Source organism: Mesorhizobium sp. M4B.F.Ca.ET.143.01.1.1, from assembly GCF_004792275.1.
Classification (GTDB): domain Bacteria; phylum Pseudomonadota; class Alphaproteobacteria; order Rhizobiales; family Rhizobiaceae; genus Mesorhizobium; species Mesorhizobium abyssinicae.
Genome location: NZ_SRSR01000213.1, coordinates 1 through 329 on the forward strand (window position 1 = coordinate 1; position 329 = coordinate 329).

General features: G+C 69.6%; 1 pseudogene. It reads right to left on the reverse strand.

Going from position 1 to position 329, the window contains the following annotated elements:
* Positions 1-329 (reverse strand): annotated as a pseudogene (locus tag EN786_RS36685) (glycosyl transferase); the annotation flags it as partial.

The window sequence follows — 329 nt, forward strand, 5'->3', positions numbered from 1 at the left end:
CCAGGACCGGTAGGCATGCGTGCGGATCTTGTCTCGCCAACCCGGCGCCGGGGCGCGTGTCCACCATGTGCCCGCCCAATGGTGGACCGACAGCGTCGGTGTCCCACCGTCGCCGCTGCGCCCGGCCGAGTCGACCGGCGCGAACAGCGCCGAAGGGTGGAGGGCGAAGGCGGATTGGTCGCCGTAGCTGAGCTGGGCCGAAGTCATCACGCAGGGGCCGGTCGCGTCGATGGCTTCCTTGGCGTGGGCGAGCCCCGGCAGGAAAGACAGGAGGTGAAGCCAGAAGGGATGGCCGGGTGGGCTGGCGATCGTGCCGTTGAACAGCAGAT